Source organism: Saccharospirillum sp. ABV4_185, assembly GCF_056159245.1.
The window spans coordinates 1477354-1496606 of record NZ_JBSWUW010000001.1; the positions used below are offsets into that span (position 1 = coordinate 1477354).

At 54.8% G+C, this 19253-nt stretch carries 23 protein-coding genes; 20 read left to right on the forward strand and 3 right to left on the reverse strand.

Annotation, left to right across the window (positions count from 1 at the left end):
- Window positions 1-28: 28 nt before the first annotated feature.
- The 9 genes from atpE to ACXAE6_RS06905 all read left to right on the forward strand — a co-directional run bounded on the left by atpE (window position 29) and on the right by ACXAE6_RS06905 (window position 7140).
- Entirely contained in the window at window positions 29-256 is a 228-nt protein-coding gene (gene atpE / locus ACXAE6_RS06865; RefSeq protein WP_108163433.1) for a F0F1 ATP synthase subunit C, read from the forward strand.
- Window positions 257-309: 53 nt separating this feature from the next.
- Window positions 310-780 (forward strand): F0F1 ATP synthase subunit B, encoded by a 471-nt coding sequence (locus tag ACXAE6_RS06870; RefSeq protein ID WP_475146082.1) that lies wholly within the window; start codon window positions 310-312, stop codon window positions 778-780.
- 9 nt (window positions 781-789) lie between these two features.
- The gene (locus ACXAE6_RS06875; protein WP_475146084.1) at window positions 790-1326 is read left to right on the forward strand and encodes a F0F1 ATP synthase subunit delta; all 537 of its coding nucleotides are present in this window, start codon (window positions 790-792) and stop codon (window positions 1324-1326) included.
- Between the two features lie 13 nt (window positions 1327-1339).
- Window positions 1340-2884, forward strand: a complete 1545-nt coding sequence (gene atpA / locus ACXAE6_RS06880) for a F0F1 ATP synthase subunit alpha (protein WP_475146086.1) — start codon at window positions 1340-1342, stop codon at window positions 2882-2884.
- A 44-nt stretch (window positions 2885-2928) separates the two neighbouring features.
- A complete protein-coding gene (gene atpG / locus ACXAE6_RS06885) occupies window positions 2929-3795 on the forward strand; it encodes a F0F1 ATP synthase subunit gamma (protein ID WP_475146089.1) in 867 nt (288 codons plus the stop codon).
- A gap of 24 nt (window positions 3796-3819) precedes the next feature.
- A complete protein-coding gene (atpD, locus tag ACXAE6_RS06890) occupies window positions 3820-5226 on the forward strand; it encodes a F0F1 ATP synthase subunit beta (protein ID WP_475146091.1) in 1407 nt (468 codons plus the stop codon).
- Window positions 5227-5244: 18 nt separating this feature from the next.
- Window positions 5245-5664, forward strand: a complete 420-nt coding sequence (locus ACXAE6_RS06895) for a F0F1 ATP synthase subunit epsilon (protein WP_475146094.1) — start codon at window positions 5245-5247, stop codon at window positions 5662-5664.
- 97 nt (window positions 5665-5761) lie between these two features.
- The gene (locus tag ACXAE6_RS06900; protein ID WP_475146097.1) at window positions 5762-6643 is read left to right on the forward strand and encodes a LysR family transcriptional regulator; all 882 of its coding nucleotides are present in this window, start codon (window positions 5762-5764) and stop codon (window positions 6641-6643) included.
- 95 nt (window positions 6644-6738) lie between these two features.
- Window positions 6739-7140 carry a RidA family protein gene (locus ACXAE6_RS06905; protein WP_475146099.1) on the forward strand — a complete coding sequence of 134 codons (402 nt, stop codon included), beginning with the start codon at window positions 6739-6741 and terminating at the stop codon, window positions 7138-7140.
- 1 nt (window position 7141) lies between these two features.
- Here ACXAE6_RS06905 and cmoB read toward each other — a convergent pair whose 3' ends face one another.
- Genes cmoB through ACXAE6_RS06920 form a run of 3 tightly spaced genes read right to left on the reverse strand, consistent with a single transcriptional unit; the run spans window position 7142 to window position 10105 of the window.
- Complete coding sequence (gene cmoB / locus ACXAE6_RS06910) at window positions 7142-8143, reverse strand: tRNA 5-methoxyuridine(34)/uridine 5-oxyacetic acid(34) synthase CmoB (protein ID WP_475146101.1); 1002 nt, start codon at window positions 8141-8143, stop codon at window positions 7142-7144.
- Window positions 8140-8871 (reverse strand): carboxy-S-adenosyl-L-methionine synthase CmoA, encoded by a 732-nt coding sequence (gene cmoA, locus ACXAE6_RS06915; protein ID WP_475146105.1) that lies wholly within the window; start codon window positions 8869-8871, stop codon window positions 8140-8142. The genes cmoB and cmoA overlap by 4 nt, the downstream gene beginning before the upstream one ends.
- Before the next feature lie 31 nt (window positions 8872-8902).
- Window positions 8903-10105: an MFS transporter gene (locus ACXAE6_RS06920; protein ID WP_475146108.1), complete on the reverse strand. Its 1203-nt coding sequence runs from the start codon at window positions 10103-10105 to the stop codon at window positions 8903-8905.
- Between the two features lie 94 nt (window positions 10106-10199).
- Between ACXAE6_RS06920 and ACXAE6_RS06925 the strand changes: the two genes are divergently transcribed.
- The 11 genes from ACXAE6_RS06925 to ACXAE6_RS06975 all read left to right on the forward strand — a co-directional run bounded on the left by ACXAE6_RS06925 (window position 10200) and on the right by ACXAE6_RS06975 (window position 19171).
- Entirely contained in the window at window positions 10200-10949 is a 750-nt protein-coding gene (locus ACXAE6_RS06925) for an AraC family transcriptional regulator (RefSeq protein ID WP_475146110.1), read from the forward strand.
- A gap of 88 nt (window positions 10950-11037) precedes the next feature.
- The gene (locus ACXAE6_RS06930) at window positions 11038-12108 is read left to right on the forward strand and encodes a DUF418 domain-containing protein (protein ID WP_475146114.1); all 1071 of its coding nucleotides are present in this window, start codon (window positions 11038-11040) and stop codon (window positions 12106-12108) included.
- 237 nt (window positions 12109-12345) lie between these two features.
- Window positions 12346-13932 (forward strand): peptide chain release factor 3, encoded by a 1587-nt coding sequence (gene prfC, locus ACXAE6_RS06935; protein ID WP_475146116.1) that lies wholly within the window; start codon window positions 12346-12348, stop codon window positions 13930-13932.
- Between the two features lie 36 nt (window positions 13933-13968).
- A complete protein-coding gene (locus ACXAE6_RS06940; RefSeq protein ID WP_392797162.1) occupies window positions 13969-14289 on the forward strand; it encodes a hypothetical protein in 321 nt (106 codons plus the stop codon).
- Between the two features lie 124 nt (window positions 14290-14413).
- A complete protein-coding gene (gene rplM / locus ACXAE6_RS06945) occupies window positions 14414-14842 on the forward strand; it encodes a 50S ribosomal protein L13 (protein WP_108163417.1) in 429 nt (142 codons plus the stop codon).
- A gap of 11 nt (window positions 14843-14853) precedes the next feature.
- Window positions 14854-15249 carry a 30S ribosomal protein S9 gene (gene rpsI / locus ACXAE6_RS06950; RefSeq protein WP_108163416.1) on the forward strand — a complete coding sequence of 132 codons (396 nt, stop codon included), beginning with the start codon at window positions 14854-14856 and terminating at the stop codon, window positions 15247-15249.
- A gap of 213 nt (window positions 15250-15462) precedes the next feature.
- Entirely contained in the window at window positions 15463-16056 is a 594-nt protein-coding gene (gene petA / locus ACXAE6_RS06955) for a ubiquinol-cytochrome c reductase iron-sulfur subunit (RefSeq protein WP_475146122.1), read from the forward strand.
- A complete protein-coding gene (locus tag ACXAE6_RS06960) occupies window positions 16056-17279 on the forward strand; it encodes a cytochrome b (protein ID WP_392797157.1) in 1224 nt (407 codons plus the stop codon). The genes petA and ACXAE6_RS06960 overlap by 1 nt, the downstream gene beginning before the upstream one ends.
- The gene (locus tag ACXAE6_RS06965) at window positions 17276-18034 is read left to right on the forward strand and encodes a cytochrome c1 (RefSeq protein WP_475146126.1); all 759 of its coding nucleotides are present in this window, start codon (window positions 17276-17278) and stop codon (window positions 18032-18034) included. The genes ACXAE6_RS06960 and ACXAE6_RS06965 overlap by 4 nt, the downstream gene beginning before the upstream one ends.
- Window positions 18035-18131: 97 nt before the next feature.
- Window positions 18132-18761 carry a glutathione S-transferase N-terminal domain-containing protein gene (locus ACXAE6_RS06970; RefSeq protein ID WP_475146128.1) on the forward strand — a complete coding sequence of 210 codons (630 nt, stop codon included), beginning with the start codon at window positions 18132-18134 and terminating at the stop codon, window positions 18759-18761.
- A gap of 2 nt (window positions 18762-18763) precedes the next feature.
- Window positions 18764-19171, forward strand: coding sequence for a ClpXP protease specificity-enhancing factor (locus ACXAE6_RS06975; protein WP_392797154.1), 408 nt, complete (start codon window positions 18764-18766; stop codon window positions 19169-19171).
- Window positions 19172-19253 lie beyond the last annotated feature (82 nt).

A 19253-nucleotide genomic window follows, 5' to 3' on the forward strand; every position in this document is an offset into this window, starting at 1 on the left:
GCTAAAAACTGAAACTTAGGAGAACGACATGGAACTGGTATACATTGCCGCTGCAATCATGATGGGCTTTGGCGCGATCGGTGCTGCGATCGGTATCGGCATCCTCGGTGGTAAACTGATGGAAGCCAGCGCTCGCCAACCGGAGCTGGGCCCGATGCTGCAAACCCGCTTCTTCATCGTTGCTGGTCTGATCGACGCCATCCCGATTATCGGTGTTGGTATCGCTATGTACCTCATCTTCGTGGTGGCTGGTTAATCCAAGCGCCCCTAGAGGTACTGTGATTAAACCAACCAAAACGAGGTGAAGGCGTGAACTTTAACGCAACTTTTATCGGACAAATCGTCGTCTTCGCCGTTTTCGTCTGGATCTGTGCCAAGTATGTCTGGCCTCCGATTATGGAAGCCATGCAGGCCCGCCAGAAGAAAATCGCCGAAGGGCTCGACTCTGCTGACCGTGCCGCCAAAGATCTGGAACTGGCCCAGCATGAAGCAGAGAAGAAGCTGAGCGAAGCCAAGAAAGAAGCGGCAGCCATCCTCGAGCAAGCCAACAAGCGCGCCAATCAATTGGTGGAAGAAGCTAAGGCGACTGCTCGTGAAGAAGGCGACCGCATCGTGGCCTCTGCCCAGGCTGAAGTCGATAAAGAAGTCACAGCAGCACGCGAGCAATTGCGTGAGCGGATTTCTGAACTGACTCTGGCCGGCGCCGAACGCATTCTGGGCTCCGAAGTCGACGCGAAAAAACACAGCGAGTTGTTGGATAAGCTGGCAGCAGAGCTGTAAGGGGGAAGCATGGCAGAACTCAGTACGCTCGCTCGTCCTTACGCCAAGGCTAGTTTCAACGCCGCATTGGACAGTCAGGCGCTGAACGCCTGGTCAAAGCAACTGGCGACTCTGGCTGTCATTAGCGAGCAAACGCAGGTTGAAGACCTGATCAACAATCCAGCCCTGTCGGCTTCCGACAAGGCCGCCGCGCTGCAAGACATTGCCGGCGATGCGATTGGTGATGGCGTCACCAACCTGATCAACGTCCTGGCCGAAAACCGCCGCCTGTCGTTGCTTAGTGAAATCAGTGTGCAATACGAAGCGCTGAAAGCTGAGCATGAAAAGAGTGCCGATGTGCTGGTCACCAGTGCATTTTCTTTGAGCGACAGCGAGCAACAAAAGCTGACTGAAAAACTGACCACTAAGTTGGGTCGCAAAGTCAGCTTGACCGTCGAAATTGACGAAGCCCTGATCGGCGGTGTGCTGATCAAATCGGGTGATCTGGTCATCGACGGTTCGGTGCGCGGCAAGTTGGCGAAGCTCGCTGACGCAATGAATTCCTAATGAGGGAAATGAAATGCAGCAACTGAATCCTTCAGAAATCAGTGACATCATCAAGGAGCGTATCAGCAAGCTCGATACCTCCAGCAAGGCACAGAATGAAGGCACCATCGTCAGCGTTTCCGACGGTATCGTGCGCATTCACGGCCTGGGCGATGTGATGTCCGGTGAGATGATTGAATTCCAGGGCGGCCTTTACGGTATGGCCCTGAACCTGGAGCAAGACTCCGTTGGCGCCATCGTTCTGGGCGACTACAAAGGCCTGGCCGAAGGTCAGATCTGTAAGTGTACCGGTCGTATTCTGGAAGTACCGATTGGCCCGGAACTGCTCGGTCGCGTCGTTGACGCCCTGGGTAACCCCATCGATGGCAAAGGCCCGATCAAGACTGAACTGACCGATCCGTTGGAAAAGGTCGCGCCGGGCGTTATCGCCCGTCAGTCGGTTGATGAGCCAGTGCAGACTGGTTACAAAGCCGTCGATGCCATGGTGCCGATCGGTCGTGGTCAGCGTGAGTTGATCATTGGCGACCGTCAGACCGGTAAAACCGCTCTGGCTGTCGACTCCATCATCGCCCAGAAAAACTCCGGCATTAAGTGTGTCTACGTGGCTATTGGTCAGAAGCAATCGACCGTCGCCAACGTGGTGCGCAAGCTGGAAGAACACGGCGCCATGGAATACACCACCATTGTTGCAGCCACGGCTTCAGAACCTGCGTCCATGCAGTTCCTGGCGCCGTATGCCGGTTGCACCATGGGTGAATACTTCCGCGATCGCGGTGAAGACGCGCTGATCATCTATGATGATCTGTCCAAGCAGGCAGTGGCTTATCGTCAGATTTCCCTGCTGCTGCGTCGTCCGCCGGGTCGTGAAGCTTTCCCGGGTGACGTCTTCTATCTGCACTCCCGTCTGCTGGAACGTGCGGCGCGTGTTAACGCTGACTACGTCGAAAAATTCACCGACGGTAAAGTGAAAGGCCAGACCGGTTCATTGACCGCGCTGCCGATCATCGAAACCCAGGGTGGCGACGTTTCTGCGTTCGTACCGACCAACGTGATCTCCATTACCGACGGTCAGATCTTCCTGGAAACCGACCTGTTCAACTCCGGCATTCGTCCGGCGATGAACGCCGGTATCTCGGTATCTCGTGTAGGTGGTTCGGCTCAGACCAAGATCATCAAGAAACTGGCCGGTGGTATTCGTACCGCTCTGGCTCAGTACCGTGAACTGGCGGCCTTCTCCCAGTTCGCATCGGACTTGGATGAAGCCACCAAAGCCCAGCTGGACCACGGTGTTCGCGTTACCGAGCTGATGAAGCAAGGTCAGTACGCGCCGCTGACGGTCGCTGAAATGGCTGTTTCCGTCTATGCCGCCAACGAAGGTCATCTGAAAGCGCTGGAAGTCAGCGAAGTCGGACGTTTCGAAGCGGCTCTGCATGCCTACATGAACAGCGAACACGCCGATCTGATGAAAAAGATCAACGAGTCGGGCAACTATAACGATGAGATTGCCCAATCGCTGAAGGACGCCGTGGAGAAATTCAAGGCGACCCAGACCTGGTAATTCACCGGCTACTTTCGGGTAGCCGACTGAAGTGAGGCAATGCTATGGCAGCCGGAAAAGAGATACGGACAAAGATAGCGGGCTTTAAGAACACGCAGAAAATCACCTCGGCCATGGAAATGGTTGCGGCGAGTAAGAAGCGTAAAGCCCAGGATCGGATGGATGCCAGTAAGCCCTACGCGGACAAAATCCGTGCGGTGATCGGCCATTTGGCCAATGCCAACGCGGAATATCGCCACCCTTATCTGGTTGAGCGTGATGTTAAGCGTGTGGGTTTTATCGTGGTCTCCACAGACCGAGGCATGTGTGGTGGTCTGAATGCCAACCTGTTCAAGCAGGTGATTCAGCAAGCCAATGCCTGGAAAGACAAAGGCGCATCAGTGCAAATCAGTGCCATCGGCAGTAAAGGCACCGGTTTCTTCAAAGGTCGCGGCTTCGATGTCGCAGCCTCGATGACACAGCTGGGCGACAAGCCTTCTGTGAGCGATCTGATCGGCGGCGTTAAGGTCATGCTGGACGATTACAACGAGGGCAAGATCGATCGTCTGTATCTGGTGTTCAACGAATTTGTGAACACCATGGTACAGAAGCCGGTCCTTGAACAGCTGTTGCCCCTGGAAGCGGCCGACGACGAAAGCGCGCGCCGCCATACTTGGGACTATTTATACGAGCCAGACGCTGAGTCACTGCTCGATCACCTCATGGTTCGCTATGTCGAATCGGTGGTCTATCAGGGCGTGGTGGAGAACTTTGCTTGTGAACAGGCCGCACGCATGATGGCGATGAAGAGCGCCAGTGATAATGCTGAGGAACTGATCGAAAGTCTCAATATGGAATACAACAAGGCGCGTCAGGCAGCGATTACTCAGGAAATCGCTGAAATTGTCGGCGGCGCTTCCGCGGTGCAATAACACGGTTTTGAGAGGATACAGAAGATGAGTAGCGGACGTATCACCCAGATCATCGGCGCCGTTGTCGACGTGGAATTCCCGCGCGATAACGTCCCCAAGATCTATGACGCTCTAAAGGTAGACGAAGTTGGCCTGACACTCGAAGTTCAGCAGCAGCTGGGCGACGGCATTGTCCGGGCCATTGCCATGGGTAGCACCGAAGGTGTGAAGCGTGGCTTGAAAGTAGACAACACTGGAGACGCCATCAGCGTACCGGTGGGCAAGGCGACTTTGGGTCGCATCATGAACGTTCTCGGTGAGCCCATCGATGAACGCGGTGACATCGGCTCGCAAGAGTTCGCCACCATTCACCGTGATGCCCCGACTTACGCTGAGCAATCACAGAACACCGAGCTGCTGGAAACCGGCATCAAGGTAATCGACCTGATCTGCCCGTTCGCCAAGGGCGGTAAAGTCGGTCTGTTCGGTGGTGCCGGTGTGGGTAAAACGGTCAACATGCTTGAGTTGATCAACAACATCGCCATCGAACACTCCGGTCTGTCAGTATTCGCCGGTGTTGGCGAGCGGACTCGTGAAGGTAACGACTTCTATCACGAAATGAGTGATGCCGGCGTTATCAAACTGGACAACCTGGCGGAATCCAAAGTCGCCATGGTTTACGGCCAGATGAACGAGCCGCCCGGTAACCGTCTGCGTGTGGCGCTGACCGGTCTGACCATGGCCGAACAGTTCCGTGACGAAGGTCGTGACGTGCTGTTGTTCGTCGATAACATCTACCGTTACACCCTGGCCGGTACTGAAGTATCCGCACTGCTCGGCCGTATGCCGTCTGCGGTGGGTTACCAGCCTACTCTGGCCGAAGAAATGGGCGTTTTGCAGGAGCGTATTACCTCCACCAAAACCGGCTCCATTACTTCCGTTCAGGCGGTTTATGTACCAGCGGATGACCCGACTGACCCGTCTCCGGCGACCACCTTCGCCCACTTGGACGCAACAGTTATGTTGAGCCGTGATATCGCTGCTCTGGGTATCTACCCGGCGGTTGATCCTCTGGCTTCTACTTCTCGTCAGCTCGACCCACTGGTCGTCGGCGGTGAGCACTATGACTGTGCCCGTGGCGTTCAGGGCGTACTGCAGAAGTACAAAGAGCTGAAGGACATCATCGCCATCCTGGGTATGGACGAACTGTCCGATGAAGACAAGCTGACCGTAGCGCGCGCTCGTAAGATCGAACGTTTCCTGTCTCAGCCGTTCCACGTGGCGGAAGTCTTCACCGGTGCTCCGGGTAAATACGTTTCACTGAAAGAAACCATCCGTGGTTTCCAGGGCATCCTGGACGGTGAATACGATGAGGTCGCCGAGCAGGACTTCTACATGAAGGGTTCGATCGACGAAGTAATGGAAGCACACAACGCCCGTAGCAAAGGCTAATCAGGGCGGAGGTAGCTAATGGCCATGACTGTTCATTGCGATATCGTCAGTGCCGAAGAGAAAATCTTCGAAGGTCGCGTCGAGACCATCGTCTGTGAAGGCGAGCAGGGTGAGCTGGGTATCAAACCCAAGCACGCACCCTTGCTGACTCGTCTGAATCCGGCGCCGGTCAAGCTGACGCTGCAAAACGGCAGCGAAGAGGTGTTCTACGTTTCTGGAGGCTTCCTGGAAGTCCAGCCGGAAGTGGTTACCATCCTCGCTGATACCGCTTTGCGCGCCAACGACATCGACGAAGCTGCAGCGGCAAAAGCCAAGCAGGACGCCGAACAAGCCATCGCTGATAAGATGGCTGAAGCGGAGTTTGCCCAGGTCGCAGCCGACCTGGCGCGGGCCGCTGCCCAGTTGCGCACACTGCGGGAATCCAAACGCCTGAAGTGATGCCAGACTGATGCAGATAAAAAGCGACCTTAGGGTCGCTTTTTTTTGCTTTAAAGAATGTCTGGGTAACAATATTGTTCCAACAGGTGGGCTTGGCATGATCGAAAAACTGGAACTCAAACAACTGCGTACCCTCGCCGTTTTGCTGCAGACCGGATCGATTTCTGCGGCGGCGGAGCGGCTCGGTCTGTCGCAACAGGCGGTCAGTCAGCAATTGAATCGCTTGCGCGACTTGTTAGGTGATCCGTTATTTGTCCGCTCTGGTCAGGGCATCACGCCCACCCACTATGCCCGTTCGATTGAAGCGCCGTTGCAGCAAGTTTTGGCAGCGGTGCAATCGATTCCGCTGCCGGGTCATCAAGAAGTTAGTGAGCTGGAACGCACCCTGGTTATTTCCGCCACCGACTACACCCAACATTTAATTGCCCTGCCGCTAGTGGCGGCACTGCGTGAATGGGCACCCAAAGTGCGGCTTAAAATCATCAATATTGAAAGCCAGTCACTGACAAGACGGATGCAACAGGGCGAGATTGATCTGGCCTTAACTACCTCAGCTTATGTGCCCGAAGGTTTGCAATCGTGGGCGCTGTTTACCGAAGAATACCGGCTTTATTCGGCGCATATTGCGCAGCCAAAAAGCGGTATTATCAGGCTGCCACAATTAGCGGATTTTGATTTCGTTGTGACCTCACCCGGGACTGCCGACTTTAAAGGCTCAGCCCAGGATTGGTTTGAACGGCGAGGCGTTGAGCGACAGGTAGTACTCAGTGTACCGAGCTTTTATATGGCACAGCGGGCGCTCCAGCAAGCGCCGTTGGTGGCTTTTCTGCCAGCGCGATTACCGCAGCCTGAAGGCATTAAAGAACTGTCGTTGGAGACCTTGCCACCCGGCTACGAAGTTGTGGCCGCTTATCACCCCAGCGCCGCATCCGATCCGTTATTGTTGGCTGTTTTAGACTGGCTGCAGATAAGATTCTGAGTGTCAGTTGTATCGGATACAAGCACCGCTTGATGGTTCAGTTTTGTTGCGCTTTATAACATGCGCCCTCACCCAAACAGACTGAGGTCGCAACTATGTCCATCGTTACCATCAACCCGGAACAACTTTACGACGGCTCGCCAGTGGGTTTGTCGCAGGCGACTGTCGATACCCAAACAGGACTGGTGTTTGTTTCCGGTCAGGTTGACTGGGATGCCGAAAATCGTCGTCTGCACGACGGTATGCCCGATCAGGCAGAGGCAGCGTTTTCCAACCTGAAAATTGCACTGGAAGCCGCCGGTTCAAGTCTTAATGCTGTTTTGCAATTACGCATCTTTGTGCGTGGAGAATTGGCCGATCATATGGCCGTGTTTGCGCCACTGATGCCGAAGTATTTTGGTGATCACCGACCGGCATTGACCGGTGTCGGAGTGGCCTCATTGGCCGAACCGGATTTGCTGGTCGAGATCGAAGCCATCGCCAAAATTGTGCGCTGAATTAAAGCTGGTAGCGACGTAATCGTTGTTGGTCATCCGGCTTGCGGGCAATCAACACGGCTCTGATCGGAGCTGGTAAACCCTCGACAGTTTGATCGGGCCTTTCTGCATCCAGATAATCGACGAGTGACTGTCCCGGCTTCCATTCAGTATTGCGTTGCTCATGGGTACTGGTTTGAGTGACATCGACAATACGAACATCCTCAAACCCGACCTTTTCCAACCACAGTGCCAGGGCTTGTGGTGAGGGTAAAAACCAAACGTTATTCATGCGCGCATAACGACCTGGAGGTACTAAAGCTTCGCGCTCGCTACCTTCAATCACCAAGGTTTCCAACACTAATTCACCCCCGGGTCGTAACGCAGCGCGCAGTTCACTGAGATGATCCAGCGGTGAGCGTCGGTGATACAAAACACCCATCGAAAACACCGTGTCGAAGGCCTCTAGATTAGGCGTTAATTGTTCCAGCGTCAGTGGCAGAACGGTGTGGCTCGGGTCTTTGAAATAGTGGTTGATTGCCAGATGTTGCACCACAGACAACCAGGATGGATCGATGCCCGCTACCAGTCTTGCCCCGGCGGCTTTCATGCGCCATCCGTAGTAACCATTACCACTGCCAACATCCAAAACACTGCGGTTATTTAAGTCACTCAGATGCGGAGCAACGCGCGCCCATTTCAGATCGCAGCGCCACTCAGAATCGATCAGTGTATCGAATATTTGAAAGGGGCCTTTGCGCCAGGGAATTAAGCCGCGCAGCGCGTCCTTTAGTGAATCCGATTGAGTTGCAGTTAATGGCTGGTTAGCTTCAACAGCAACGCGATCTAAATCAATTCGACTGTTTTCGATCTCAGGCAGCTTGTCGAGTTGCTGCAAAAAACGCGGCAAATTTCCATCGTTTAAGTTGGCAAATAATTGTGACAGTTGTTCGCTTAGTGGCTCTTGCCAGTGCGACAGAGAAGTATCACTTAAACGTTCAATAAAAGGGCGATAATCAATCATTTAATAGCCAGGAAAGATGCAAAATTAAAACTCTGGTACCACAGTGTTGCCACCTGAAAACCCACGCTGCGTAAACGGTTTAGATGATCGTCAGCACTTTCCGGTAACAACACCCGTTCAATGGCCTGACGCTTCTGGCTGATTTCCAAATCGCTGTAACCGTTGGCGCGTTTGAAATCGTGATGATGCTGGCTGAGCAATTGTTCCTGCACCGGATCTTCGAAACGCAGTTTTTCCGACAGCACCAAAGCTCCGCCAGGCAACATGCCGTCGTAGATGCGTTGCAGTGTCGCTTGCCGTTGTTCCAGTGGAATAAATTGCAGCGTGAAATTCAGTACCACGAAAGAGGCGCGTTCCAGAGTCAGTTCGGTGATGTCGGTACAGAGAGTTTGTACCGGTGTCGGTAAGTCTTCACTGTCGAGAAAATCACGGCTGCGGTCGAGCATGGCCTGGCTGTTGTCCACGGCGATAATGCGCGCGCCGGGGGCGTGAACTCGATGCCGCATGGCGAGGCTGGCGGCGCCCAGGGATGAACCGAGATCGTATAACTGGCTGTCTGGTTGGGCGTATTGCTCGGCCAGCACGCCGATCATGGCGATGATATGGCTGTAGCCGGGCACCGACCGTTTGATCATATCCGGGAAGACGCGGGCGACCTGCTCATCAAAGCGGAAATCAGCGACCTGGCCATGGTCGCTGGCATAAATGGTGTCTTTTTCGTGCGGCATAAAGGCTGAGACTAAGGTTCGAGGAAAGTGTTCAGTTTACCGTTTCAGAGTGCAAATCGCGCCCCTCTTGAGCGGTCGTTGGCAACCAATAGGCCAGAACGCCGATCAGCGGTAGCAGGCTGCAAGCCCAAAACACGCTGTGCAACGAAAAGTGATCGACCGCCACACCCAGGGCCGCAGCGCCGATGCCACCCAGGCCGAACGCCAAACCGAACAGCAGTCCGGAAACGGCACCGACTCGATTGGGAATCAGATCCTGGGCGTAGACCACCATGACCGGAAAAGCGGATGCCAGGATGGCACCCGACAGAATTGCCGCTGGCAATGCCACTATTAAGTAACCGCTGGTGGCGGCGAGACTGAACGGCAGTGCCAGTACAAAAGATGCCAGAATGACGCCGCGTGCACCCAGATGATCGCTGGCCCAGCCGCCGATTAATGTTCCGCCGGCGACGGCTGCCAGAAACAGAAACAGGCCGATTTGCGCCAGGTTCTGCTCCAGCGCAAAGCCTTGCATCAGATAAAACAAATAGAAGTTGCTGAAGCAGGCCAGGTACAGCCACTTGACCAGCATCAGACCAAACAGCAGCGCCAGTCCGAAGCCCTGTTGGCGGTTTAGTGAAACGGTTTGGCCGGTTGCAGGTTGAGCCGCTTTCGTTTGTCGCTGCCAGGGCGCCAGACGCAGAATCAGCAGTAAGGCCGCCAAGGTGACCAGGGCGAACCAACTGATCTGCGAGCGGCCGACTGGCAATACCAGAACGATCACCAGCAGTGGACCCAGGGCGGCACCGAGATTGCCGCCAAACTGAAACAGCGACTGTGCCAGCCCGGGTTTGTGGGCGCTGCTGAGTCGGACCAGTCGCGCCGCTTCCGGATGAAAGATGGCCGAACCCAGGCCGAGCATCAAACTGGCCGCCAGCAGGCCGAGGTAATGTGGCGCAAAGGCAAGTGTCAGTAATCCGGTCAGGGTGCATAACATGCCCAGCGGCAGTAAGGCCGACAGCCGATAGCGATCGGCCCAGCCACCAATCAAGGGCTGCATTAACGAAGCCGTCAGTTGATAACCCAGCGACAGCAAACCCAGTTGGGTGTAGCTGAGCGCGAAGTCGGTTTTGAGCAGTGGGTAGATGGCCAGCAACACGGATTGCACCAGGTCGTTCAGCAGATGGCACAGGCTGAGACCGGTAATCAGGGTGCGTTCGGTGGCTCGAGGTAACACAGCGGTGGTGGTCATAAAAGGCTCCTGTCAGTGGAATAAGCATGCCTTCCACTGGCAGTTGGCCTGAATATGCAATAGGGTCATTTTCTTTGTTGATCGGGCCAAGCTGGTGACCGCTGTTATCCGTGATCTCTACACCAAGGGTGAGGTGTGTCAGCCTCAGGATGTATTCGCGCCGCACCATCATCGGCGCGGCCAACTGTTGTTCGCCGATAACGGCCTGGTCCGCGTGGAAACGGAGCAGGGCGCCTGGGTGATGCCGCCACAATGCACGCTGTGGATACCGCCGGGCGTTGAGCATTCGGTGGTGATCAGTGATCGGGTGTATCTGATCAACCTCTATGTCGAAGCACAGGCAGCAGCCTTAATGCCGACGCACTGTGAGGTGTTTTCGGCTACCGAGTTGTTGGTCAGCTTGCTCAAGGAATCGATCGTGCTCAGTGTTCAAGCGCAGGGCACAATGCGCGATCAATTGCTGCATCAGTTGTTACTGGTGGAAATACAGCAACTGCAGTCGATGCCTTTTTCGCTGCCGTTGCCGGCCCACCCTGCGCTGCACGCACTTTGCGTGGCCTACGCGCAGCGGCCACAGGCCGGGGTTCGGTTAAACCACTGGTGTGATCAGGCGCGGTTGAGTCGGCGGTCACTGACCCGCTTGTTCCGGCAGCAAACCGGCCTCAGTCTGATTGAGTGGTGTAACCGAGCCCTGGTGTTGGCGGCGATGGAGCGATTGATGTCGGGTGCCAGGGTCAGCGTCGTGGCCTACGAGCTGGGTTATGACAGCCCTGCTGCGTTCTCGAGTGCCTTCCGCAAACAACTCAAGCGACCGCCCAGCCATTATTTACGAGCGCAGCCTTAAGGGTTTCGCGCAGCGATCTACCTAAAGGTACCGGTCGGTGGTTTTGTTGGCCTGAATAACCCAATAGATGGAACAGGAGTAATCGACAGTGACGCAACGCATTGACGGGTTAGATGTCGCCCGCGCCCTGGCGCTGTTTGGCATGGTGGTGGTTAATTTCCGATTGGTTACCGGCGCCGATCATGGACTTGAATGGTTACTGAGTCTGGCATCCATGTTTGAAGGCCGGGCCTCGGCGCTGTTTGTGGTGCTGGCGGGGGTTGGTCTCAGCTTGATGACTGCCCGTGAGCACGCGCAGGTCGATGTTGTTCGCCAGCAGCGGCGCGCTGTTGTGCGTCGGGGGTTGCTGCTCTTTGTGGTTGGCTCGGCCTACACCGCTATCTGGCCGGCCGATATTCTGCATTATTACGGCCTGTATTTTATCTTCGCTGCCCTGGTTCTTCTATGGTCCGATCGCGCGCTGCTGTGGCTGGCTGCAGCGGTCATACTGGCGTTTCCGCTGTTGCTGCTGGTGTTCGATTATGAGGCCGGTTGGGACTGGTCGTCGTTGACCTATCACGATAGTTGGCTGCCACTGGGGATGATTCGTCGGTTGTTCTTTAATGGCTTTCATCCCGTTCTGCCCTGGCTGGCTTTTTTATTATGGGGCATGTGGCTGGGGCGCCGTGACCTGACCGATGCGCGCATCCGGCGTCGTTTACTGATGGGCGCATTGATCGTTTGGGCGCTGGTTGAAGGCGGTTTCTGGGGGCTCGGTGTTTGGGTGCGCGAGCAATTCGCGGCCACACCGGGCAGTGATCTGGCGGTGCTGACCTCGACCGCCATGATGCCACCTTTGCCGCAGTACGTTCTGGCTGCGGCGGCTTCGGCCACAGCGGTGTTGTTGTTATGTACAGCGGCGGCATTGCAACAGCCTAAGGCATTATGGGTACAGGCGTTATCCGCCACCGGCCGGCTGTCTCTCACGCTCTATGTGGCTCACGTCCTGGTCGGAATGGGGACCTTGGAAGTGCTTGGGCGTTTGGGCGGGCAAAGTATCGAGTTTTCCTGGCTGGCAGCGCTGGTGTTTTGCACTGCGGCTGTCGTTGTCAGTCTGTTCTGGTTGCGCTGGTTTCGTACCGGGCCTCTGGAGTGGTGTTTTCGGAAGATCGCCGGTTAGATGCGCAGGTGGTCGAATATTGGCCGCTGATCATTATAATGCCGGCTGCATTAACATACGATTCCCGGTTCCTGTTTCAACGCAGGGACAACCGTTCCGTAACGACCAATAGGTGAGTCATGTAGCCCGACTGTCGCAAGTTAAACGAGTATCCGATTTCTGGCTGAGTTCTCTCGCCGGAATTCTGGTTGGGCAAAATGAACGGCTCGGGTCGTTACGGCATTACAGGTTTATTTCATGACAGACACACAAATTGCCAGCGAAGTGGGCAAACGCCACACCTTCGCCATTATCTCGCACCCCGATGCGGGTAAAACCACCATCACCGAAAAGGTGCTGTTGTTCGGACAGGCCTTGCAGACTGCGGGCACCGTTAAGGGCAAAAAATCCGGTCAGCATGCCAAATCCGACTGGATGGAAATGGAGAAAGACCGGGGTATTTCCATTACCACCTCGGTGATGCAGTTCCCCTATCACGACAAGCTGGTCAATTTGCTCGACACCCCCGGGCACGAAGACTTCTCCGAAGATACCTACCGCACCTTAACGGCGGTCGACTCCTGTTTGATGGTGATCGACGCCGCCAAGGGTGTGGAAGACCGCACCATTAAATTGATGGATGTGGCGCGTATGCGCGAGACGCCGGTGCTGACTTTTATGAACAAACTCGACCGCGATATTCGTGATCCGATCGAGTTGATGGATGAAGTCGAGAACATTCTCAAAATCAGCTGCGCCCCCATCACCTGGCCGATTGGCCAGGGTAAGCAGTTTAAGGGTGTGTATCACCTGCTTAACGACGAGGTCATTCTCTATCAGAGTGGTTTTGGTCATACCATCACTGAGCGTCGGGTGATCAAAGGCTTGGATCATCCGGATCTGGATGCCGCCCTCGATGGTTATGCCGATGAACTACGCGATGAAATTGAACTGCTCAAAGCGGCTGCCAATCCCTTCGATCTGGAAGAGTTTCTGGCCGGTCAGTTAACGCCGGTGTTTTTCGGTACGGCGCTGGGCAATTTTGGCGTGGATCATATGCTCGACGGCTTGATTCAGTGGGCGCCGACGCCTCAGCCGCGAGCCACCGATGAACGTGAAGTGTCCGCCGAGGAAGAGGCATTTTCCGGATTTGTATTCAAGATTCAGGCAAATATGGACCCGAACCATCGCGACCGTGTTGCCTTTTTACGCATCGTTTCCGGCAAGTACGAAAAAGGCATGAAGATGCGTCAGGTGCGTCTGGGGCGGGATGTGCGCGTCTCTGATGCGTTGACGTTTCTGGCCGGTGACCGCTCTGCGGTCGAAGAGGCCTGGGCCGGTGACATCATTGGCCTGCACAACCACGGCACCATTCAGATCGGCGATACCTTCACCCAGGGTGAAGATATCAAATTTACCGGTATCCCCAACTTTGCACCGGAGCTGTTCCGTCGCATTCGACTAAAAGATCCGCTCAAGGCCAAACAGTTGCAGAAGGGTTTGCTACAGTTATCGGAAGAAGGCGCGGTGCAGGTATTCCGCCCTTTGAAGAACAATGATTTGATCGTTGGCGCCGTAGGTCTGCTACAGTTTGATGTCGTGGCACAGCGTTTGAAAAGCGAATATAAAGTTGAAGCCGTCTACGAACCCATCAGCGTCGCCACAGCGCGCTGGGTGGAAGCACCGGATGAGCGTCAGTTAGCGCAGTTCCGCGACAAAGCCTATGACAACCTGGCGCTGGATGGTGGCGATAATCTGACTTATATCGCGCCGACCATGGTGAATTTGCAGATGGCGCAGGAGCGACACCCGGATATCGGCTTCCGCAAAACGCGAGAGCACTGAGTGTTCGCTTGAAACAGTGACTTTGGAGGAAGGTTCATGATCGTCTATTTGCTGGGCTTGTTGCTGATAAACGCAGGCGGTGGCAGTGCTGCGGTCCTGGGTTTGCAGTCCCTGGTGAGTGATGAACGGGTGTCGGCATATGACGCCAAAGGCTACTTGGTAGTGGTCATGCTGATCCTGACCTTCCTGTTCTCAAGTCTGGCCTATTTCTGGGGTGTCAGCCGTTTTGGTGTGCCGGATGTCGCCGCTGCGGGTATCAACGGTGCGACCGTTGGTCTGTTGTTTACCGCTTGTTGTTGCATGGGCACTTTGGGGTACGGTTTGTCTCAGTTGCAGGCACCTGAGCGCTATCGTTGAGAAATGCGGCTTTTGGCCGTCAAAAAGGCTTGCTCCACCCCGTCATCTTATATATGATCCGCGCCCTCATTCTGGATTAACTTCCCCTGAGCCCCCACTTACATGGCGGAGTTAAGAGACTAAAATGAAAACATTTGTAGCAAAACCGGCAGAAGTGAAGCGCGACTGGTACGTTGTCGACGCCGACGGTCTGACCTTGGGCCGTCTGGCCACAGAAATTGCTCGTCGTCTGCGCGGTAAGCACAAAGCCGAGTTCACGCCGAACGTCGACACTGGCGATTACATCGTCGTGGTCAACGCTGAGAAAGTGGCTGTGACTGGTCGTAAAGCGAGCCAGAAGATGTATTACCGTCACACTGGTTATCCGGGTGGCCTGAAGTCCATGAGCTTCAACAAGATGGTTGATCACAAGCCTGAGCAAATCATCGAGTTGGCCGTTAAAGGCATGATCCCGCGCACACCGCTGGGTCGGACCATGCTGAAGAAGCTGAAGGTGTATGCCGGTACTGAACATCCGCATACTGCTCAGCAGCCGAAAGAACTGAAGATTTAACGGGGAGCATCATGACAGCCATTCAGCAAAACTACGGTACCGGTCGCCGCAAAACCTCTGCCGCGCGCGTATACCTGCGCCCCGGCAACGGTGACATTCGCATCAACAAGCGTTCGCTGGAAGAATACTTCGGCCGCGAAACCTCACGCATGATCGTGCGTCAGCCGCTGGAACTGGTCGAAATGACCGACAAGTTCGACGTTGTTATCAGCGTCTCCGGTGGCGGTGCCAACGGTCAGGCCGGTGCGATCCGTCACGGCATCACTCGTGCGTTGATCGCTTATGACGAAAATCTGCGCAAGCCGCTGCGTGCTGCGGGTTATGTAACCCGTGATGCTCGTATGGTTGAGCGTAAGAAAATCGGTCTGCACAAAGCGCGTAAGCGTCCTCAGTACTCCAAGCGTTAATCGCTTCGAAGGACTGTACAAGCGCCCGGCTCACGCCGGGCGTTTTTGTTTGCAGCACGCGTCTGGTGGGCGCTGCAGCGATATCGATACGGCTTTTGTATACCCCTGTTTGGCGAAGGGTTTTCTTGTCACAGAAGGCGTAATTCTTTAGTATTCCCTCCATTTTGTGGCATCTGCCCAGTACTACACTACCTTCAGACAGAGGACCTAATAATGACGCAAGACGGCGTAAATCAGGGTCGGCGCCGCTTTCTCTACATTGCCGCGGGAGCTATGGGTGCCGCGGGTGCAGTGGGAGTCGCAACCCCTTTCGTCAAATCCTGGTATCCCAGTGAGAAAGCCAAAGCCGTTGGCGCGCCTGTCAGCGTTGATATTGGCAAGCTGGAAGCGGGGGAAATGCGTATTGTCGAGTGGCGTGGTAAGCCCATCTTCGTCGTGCGTCGTACTTCGGTCATGATTGAGAACCTGAAGCAGGACTCTTTGACGAGCCGCCTGGCCGACCCCGAATCTCAGGTCGCTTCTCAGCAGCCGGAATACGCTCAGAATCCGTTACGTTCTCGCTCTGAAGATCTGCTTGTTCTGGAAGGTGTCTGTACTCATCTGGGTTGTTCGCCGCAGTTCCGTCCGGAAGTCGAACCACAGCCGTTCGACGAAAACTGGATGGGCGGCTTTTTCTGCCCTTGTCATGGCTCGCGCTTTGACTTGGCCGGTCGCGTCTTCCGTGGCGTACCAGCACCGAGCAACCTGGTGGTGCCACCTTACTACGTGGAAGGCACCATTCTGACCGTGGGTGAGGAGTCAGCCTGATGAGTACAAATAAGCCTGCCATCATGCAGTGGATTGACCAGCGACTGCCGGTCACCAGTGCTTATGAAAAGCACATGTCCAAATACTATGCCCCCAAGAACTTTAACTGGTGGTATGTATTTGGTTTGCTGGCGATGATCGTTTTCGTCAACCAGATCCTCACCGGTATTTGGTTGACCATGTCGTTCGTACCGAGTGCTGAATCCGCCTTTGGTTCTGTTGAATACATCATGCGCGATGTGCACTTTGGATGGCTCATCCGTTATATGCACTCAACCGGCGCGTCCTTCTTTTTTATCGTCGTTTACCTGCATATGTTCCGCGGCATCATGTACGGCTCCTATCAGAAGCCACGTGAGCTGATCTGGGTATTCGGCATGTTCATCTACCTGGCAATGATGGCCGAAGGCTTCATGGGTTACGTATTGCCCTGGGGTCAGATGTCCTACTGGGGCGCTCAGGTGATCATCTCTCTGTTCGGTGCTATTCCGGTGATCGGTGATGGCCTGACTGAATGGATTCGTGGTGACTTCCTGATCTCTGGTATCACCCTGAACCGTTTCTTTGCCTTGCACGTTATCGCCATTCCGCTGGTGTTGGCATTGTTGGTTGTATTGCACGTTCTGGCATTGCACGAAGTGGGTTCCAACAACCCCGATGGCATCGACATCAAGAAGCATATGGATGAATACGGTCGCCCACTGGATGGCGTTCCGTTCCACCCTTACTTCACGGTCGGTAAGTTGCCGATGATCGTGCTGTTCCTATTCGTTTTCTGTGGCGTTATTTTCTTCTTCCCGGAAGGCGGCGGTTATTTCCTGGAACACGCCAACTTCGAAGCAGCTAACCCGCTGAAGACACCGGAACATATTGCCCCGACCTGGTACTACGGTGCCTTCTACTCCATCTTGCGGGCTGTGCCTGACAAGTTGATGGGTGTGATCACCATGGGCGCGGCTATCGCTATCCTGTTTGTGCTGCCTTGGCTTGATCGCAGCCCGGTTCGTTCCTGGCGCTACAAAGGTTGGTACAGCAAAATTGCGCTGATTCTGTTTGCCCTCGCCTTCATGATGCTGACCTGGTTGGGTGGTGAAGCGGTTAGCCCGAGAAACACCTGGCTGGCTCGTATTGGCGCGATCATCTATTTCGCCTACTTCATCCTGATGCCGTTCTATACGCGTTGGGAGACGACCAAGCCTGTACCGGAGAGGGTGCCAGAATGATGAAGAAACTTTTCCTGTCCCTCGTTGTTGCTCTGGCTCCGTTGGCTGCCTGGTCAGCCGGCGGTGAAGCTGAGCTGGACCATGTCAGCACGGACATCTCCAACAAGGCGTCATTGCAGCGTGGTTCGCAGTTGTTTATGAACTACTGCATGGGCTGTCACTCGCTCGAGCATGCTCGCTACAACCGTATTGCTGCCGACCTGGATATTCCTGAAGACATCCTGATGGAAAATCTGGTGTTCACCAATGCCAGTTTTGGTTCGCTGATGGAAAATGCCATGAGTGAAGAAGATGGCAAAAGCTGGTTCGGTGCGGCGCCGCCGGATTTAACGCTGGTCGCTCGTGTTCGTGGCCCGGATTGGCTTTACACCTATCTGCGCGGTTTCTACAAAGACGACAGTCGCCCAATGGGCGTGAATAACGTTGCCTTCAACAACGTCGGTATGCCGCACGTTTTGATGGAGCTGCAGGGCTTGTGTGCCGAAGCGCCGCATCCGGTCAGCGACAAACGCTTTGATCCGTTGACTGGCCAGACCATTACCGAAGGCGGTTGTGAACACTACGAAGTTGAAGGGTCCATGTCGCAGTCCGAATACGACGACGCCATCTACGATCTGGTTAACTTCCTGGAATATATGGGTGAGCCGTTCAAGCAAGATCGTGAACGCATTGGCTGGATGGTTTTCGCCTTCCTGGCTGTCTTCCTGGTTATTGCTCAATTGCTGTATCGCGAGCTCTGGAAAGACCTCCATTAATTCCGATCGTCGGTAAAAAACTATTATTGCAAAGCGCGGCTTGTCCGCGCTTGTTTTGTCTTCACTAGGGTGTTTTTAGCATCGAGGAGAGTACCTGATGGGCGTTGTTGCCAAGCGTTCTTCCATGACCTTTTATTCTGATCCGGCCAGCCAGTACAGCCATCGCGTGCGCATTGTATTGGCTGAGAAGGGCGTGTCGGTTGATATCAAAGATGTCGACCCGGAAGACATCCCCGAGGAAGTGTTGGATATCAACCCCTACAATACCCTGCCCGTTTTGCACGATCGTGACCTGGTGCTGTATGAGCACTATGTGATGATGGAATATCTGGATGAGCGATTTCCGCATCCACCCCTGTTACCGGTTTATCCGGTTGCTCGTGCCAGCAGTCGTCAGTACATCGCGCAAATTCAGCGCGAATGGTGTGAAAAAGTGGACGCCATTGTTGCCGCCAAGAGCAAAGACAGTGTCACCAAAGCGCGCAAAGAACTGCGTGAAAACCTGATTGCCATGGAGCCTGTCTTCCAGCAATACGATTACTTCATGAGTGAGGAATTCACGCTGGTGGACTGCTGTGTTGGTCCTATTTTGTGGCGCTTGCCGGCTCTGGGTATCGAGTTGCCGGAGAAACAGTGCAAGAGCATGCTGCAATACATGGACCGCCTTTTTGCACGTGAATCGTTCCAGGTGAGCTTGTCTGAAATTGAGCAGGAAATGCGGGACTGATCATGGCTGAGATGACTTCGAACAAGCCCTATATGGTTCGAGCCATCCATCAATGGGTGCTGGATAACGACTGCACCCCTTATCTGGTTGTCGCTGCCGACTACCCGGGCGTCGAAGTTCCGGTGCAATTTGTCCGCGATGGCCAGATAACGCTCAATGTATCGCCCACGGCGGTGCGTGAGTTGGCCTTCGATAATCGATGGATTGAATTCAGTGCCCGCTTCGGCGGCGTCCCGACCTTAATCCGGGTTCCAATGGGCGCAGTGATGGCCATCTTTGCGAAAGAAAATGGCCAGGGTATGGGCTTTGATATTGAAGAGCCAACCGACCCGCCGCCGTCTGCTCCAGAGGGGCCGAAAGGTCAAAAGGAAAGCGCTGCCAAAAAGCCATCCTTGAAGGTGGTTAAATAACCTCAGCCGCTTCCTTGACAGCACTCAGCCCATCTCTATAATGCGCCTCCGCTGTCACCGACAGCCATCCTGAAGCGCTGTT

Coding starts and splice junctions, on each gene's coding strand:
- atpE (WP_108163433.1), top strand. CDS start 29: ATGGAACTGGTATACATTGCCGCTGCAATCATGATGGGCTTTGGCGCG.
- ACXAE6_RS06875 (WP_475146084.1), top strand. CDS start 790: ATGGCAGAACTCAGTACGCTCGCTCGTCCTTACGCCAAGGCTAGTTTC.
- atpA (WP_475146086.1), top strand. CDS start 1,340: ATGCAGCAACTGAATCCTTCAGAAATCAGTGACATCATCAAGGAGCGT.
- atpG (WP_475146089.1), top strand. CDS start 2,929: ATGGCAGCCGGAAAAGAGATACGGACAAAGATAGCGGGCTTTAAGAAC.
- atpD (WP_475146091.1), top strand. CDS start 3,820: ATGAGTAGCGGACGTATCACCCAGATCATCGGCGCCGTTGTCGACGTG.
- ACXAE6_RS06895 (WP_475146094.1), top strand. CDS start 5,245: ATGGCCATGACTGTTCATTGCGATATCGTCAGTGCCGAAGAGAAAATC.
- ACXAE6_RS06900 (WP_475146097.1), top strand. CDS start 5,762: ATGATCGAAAAACTGGAACTCAAACAACTGCGTACCCTCGCCGTTTTG.
- ACXAE6_RS06905 (WP_475146099.1), top strand. CDS start 6,739: ATGTCCATCGTTACCATCAACCCGGAACAACTTTACGACGGCTCGCCA.
- cmoB (WP_475146101.1), bottom strand. CDS start 8,143: ATGATTGATTATCGCCCTTTTATTGAACGTTTAAGTGATACTTCTCTG.
- cmoA (WP_475146105.1), bottom strand. CDS start 8,871: ATGCCGCACGAAAAAGACACCATTTATGCCAGCGACCATGGCCAGGTC.
- ACXAE6_RS06920 (WP_475146108.1), bottom strand. CDS start 10,105: ATGACCACCACCGCTGTGTTACCTCGAGCCACCGAACGCACCCTGATT.
- prfC (WP_475146116.1), top strand. CDS start 12,346: ATGACAGACACACAAATTGCCAGCGAAGTGGGCAAACGCCACACCTTC.
- ACXAE6_RS06940 (WP_392797162.1), top strand. CDS start 13,969: ATGATCGTCTATTTGCTGGGCTTGTTGCTGATAAACGCAGGCGGTGGC.
- rplM (WP_108163417.1), top strand. CDS start 14,414: ATGAAAACATTTGTAGCAAAACCGGCAGAAGTGAAGCGCGACTGGTAC.
- rpsI (WP_108163416.1), top strand. CDS start 14,854: ATGACAGCCATTCAGCAAAACTACGGTACCGGTCGCCGCAAAACCTCT.
- petA (WP_475146122.1), top strand. CDS start 15,463: ATGACGCAAGACGGCGTAAATCAGGGTCGGCGCCGCTTTCTCTACATT.
- ACXAE6_RS06960 (WP_392797157.1), top strand. CDS start 16,056: ATGAGTACAAATAAGCCTGCCATCATGCAGTGGATTGACCAGCGACTG.
- ACXAE6_RS06965 (WP_475146126.1), top strand. CDS start 17,276: ATGATGAAGAAACTTTTCCTGTCCCTCGTTGTTGCTCTGGCTCCGTTG.
- ACXAE6_RS06970 (WP_475146128.1), top strand. CDS start 18,132: ATGGGCGTTGTTGCCAAGCGTTCTTCCATGACCTTTTATTCTGATCCG.
- ACXAE6_RS06975 (WP_392797154.1), top strand. CDS start 18,764: ATGGCTGAGATGACTTCGAACAAGCCCTATATGGTTCGAGCCATCCAT.